Raw genomic sequence first — 2,554 nt, 5'->3', positions numbered from 1 at the left:
GACAAATCAATACCACGCTGTTTAGCCGTTTGCTGGGCTCGGGCATCAGGTGGTTCGCCCACATGGTAAGCATGGGTACCAGCTGAGTCGATTAGAAATTTGTCACTGGTGCCTTTCGCTTTCAGCAAACTGATAAAAACGCCTTCGGCGGTGGGGGAACGACAGATATTGCCCATGCAGACAAATAACACTTTGATTTGACTCATTCGTAACTAACTCCGTAGCTCGGCCAGTAATTGTGAAATCATGGCATCGGCCTGACCGAGGTAGCCGCCACCAAACAGGTTGAGATGATTAATAATATGATAAAGGTTGTAAAGTGTTTTGCGTGTACGATAACCGGGATCGACAGGACGAATAGTGCGATAAGCCGCATGAAAATCACCACCAAACCCACCAAATAATTCGGTCATCGCCAAATCGGTTTCTGCATCACCGTAATAACAGGCCGGATCAAATATCACCGGATTACCCTGTTCATCACCGGCAGCATTACCTCCCCACAGATCACCATGCAATAGAGAAGCCTGCGGTTGATAGTCGGTAAAAAAGGCGGGCAACTCATCAATAAGCCGTTCGCCATTTTTTTGCAGACTGCCTCTGAAACCATTACTTGCAGCAAATTCCAACTGTTTGCCCAAACGCTGCTGTTGCCAGAACTCTACCCAATTATTCGAGTTATCATTTATTTGTGGCGTGCTGCCAATGGTGTTATCCATGTGCCAGCCAAAATAAGGTTGGGGATGTTGGTGGAGCAGGGCCAGTTGTTCACCGAGTTTGGCATTTGCTCCACCGCGCATGCCGCCTAAAGCAATATATTCCAGCACCAGATAACTATGACTATCAGCGGTGCCGAAACAGATTACCTCCGGGACTCGCACAGCATTCAATGCTGCCATTTCCTGCAATCCCTGCGCTTCTGCAACAAACATATCCGCCAGATTAGGGCTGTTAACCTTAATAAAAAATTGCTTGTCGGGTGTTTTCAATTGATAAGCTGTATTAATACAACCTCCTCCGACTGAAGAGAGTTGATGCGGATGGCAGCTTAGTCCGGTGACGCTTTCAATTTGCTGAATAATTTCATTGAGTTGGGCCATAAATTTCTCCATCAAAGATGAGCAGGCTTTATAACCATGCTAAGCTGAAACCGTAATTTTGCCAAAACATTCAAGGAGTTTGTCAATGTCCACTAATACCGAGGCCACGCCACAAAGCCCCAAACAGCAAGTGGCAATCAAAGCCGCTGAAATTGTCGACAATGGCATGATTGTGGGGCTGGGGACGGGATCAACAGCGAATCTTTTTATTGATGAACTGGCTCGCCGTCAACGAGAAAATCAACTGGATATAACAGTGGTTGCCAGCTCAGTGATTAGTCGTGTGAAAGCCGAGCAGGCCGGACTCAAAGTTATTGCCATAGAGCATCTGTCGCATCTGGACATGTATGTCGATGGAGCAGATGAAGTGACCAGCGATATGACTTTACTGAAGGGCAGAGGTCAGGATCTGGTTTGTGAAAAGTTGCTTGCCAGTCACGCCACAGCTTTTTACGTCATGGTAGATGAAAGCAAAATGGTTAATAAAATAGGCGATAAAAATGCCATTCCTGTTGAAGTAATGCCCCATGCTGCTCAGCTGGTATTGAATCGTTTATCCAAATTGCAGGCCAAAGGAAGTTTGAGATTAAATGCCGCGGGTGACAATGTAGCTTACAGTGCAGCAGGGAATTTGATTCTGGATATGCAGTTTACGACGTTTGAAACCGCACAGATTAATGCTTTACTGACAGTGATGCCGGGCGTGGTTGAGCATGGAATTTTTGCCGATGTTGCCAAAGCCGTATTTGTTGGCTCATCTGACGGTGTCAAGTTATTGCAGGCCTGAATAAAAAAGGGCAGTGATCAACACTGCCCTTCATCAAAAAGATACGTATTTCGTTTATTTTTTTAATTCTTCAAGAATGGTTTCGGCTTTGGATTTACCAAACTCACCAGAGCCTTCAACACCAATGTATTTCACTTCGCCATCGGTAATGATCAGCGCTGCGCGGAATGAACGTACACCCATTCCACCACCGGTTAAATCACGATCCAGACCTAATGCTTTAATATATTCTGCACTACCGTCTGCCATCATGCGAACTTTGCCATTGGCCTTTTGTTCACGGCCCCATGCCGCCATAACAAATGCATCATTAACCGCTAAACACCAGATTTCATCTGCACCAGCGGCTTTTAAGGCTTCGGCATGTTCAATAAAACCGGGTAGATGTTGAGAAGAGCATAAAGGGGTAAAAGCGCCGGGAACCGTGAATAAAACAATGGTTTTGCCTTTTGCCATTTCACGCACATCCATCGGAGATGGATTCATCGGGCAGCCATTCTGAGGATCAAACTCAACACACTCTGTGAGTTTGCCATCGGGTATTTGTTGTCCAACTTCGATCGTCATAATCTCTCCTTTGGATAAATAATCTGACTGGTTAGCATAAGCCATCTGCCAGGAGATATAAACACTGATTATTACAAGGACTTTCAAGTTTGGTGCAATC

General features: G+C 45.6%; 3 protein-coding genes and 1 pseudogene. 1 reads left to right on the top strand and 3 read right to left on the bottom strand.

What is annotated here, in order from left to right; genetic code table 11:
• Positions 1-206: pseudogene (locus B3M51_RS07950) on the bottom strand (low molecular weight phosphotyrosine protein phosphatase); the annotation flags it as partial.
• A gap of 6 nt (positions 207-212) precedes the next feature.
• On the bottom strand, positions 213-1,100 hold the full coding sequence (locus B3M51_RS07945) for a fructosamine kinase family protein (protein WP_292758124.1): 888 nt from the start codon (positions 1,098-1,100) through the stop codon (positions 213-215).
• Between the two features lie 85 nt (positions 1,101-1,185).
• Here B3M51_RS07945 and rpiA point away from each other — a divergent pair, with 85 nt between their 5' ends.
• Positions 1,186-1,887 (top strand): ribose-5-phosphate isomerase RpiA, encoded by a 702-nt coding sequence (rpiA, locus tag B3M51_RS07940; protein ID WP_292758122.1) that lies wholly within the window; start codon positions 1,186-1,188, stop codon positions 1,885-1,887.
• 54 nt (positions 1,888-1,941) lie between these two features.
• Here rpiA and B3M51_RS07935 read toward each other — a convergent pair.
• On the bottom strand, positions 1,942-2,554 hold a 613-nt coding region (locus B3M51_RS07935; RefSeq protein ID WP_292758120.1), incomplete at its 5' end, for a peroxiredoxin.

Origin of the sequence: Methylophaga sp. UBA2689 (genome assembly GCA_002354555.1) — a bacterium.
Classification (GTDB): Bacteria; Pseudomonadota; Gammaproteobacteria; order Nitrosococcales; family Methylophagaceae; genus Methylophaga.
The sequence above is the reverse complement of the archived record's forward strand: the minus strand, read 5'-3'. Positions and strand labels throughout refer to the sequence as shown.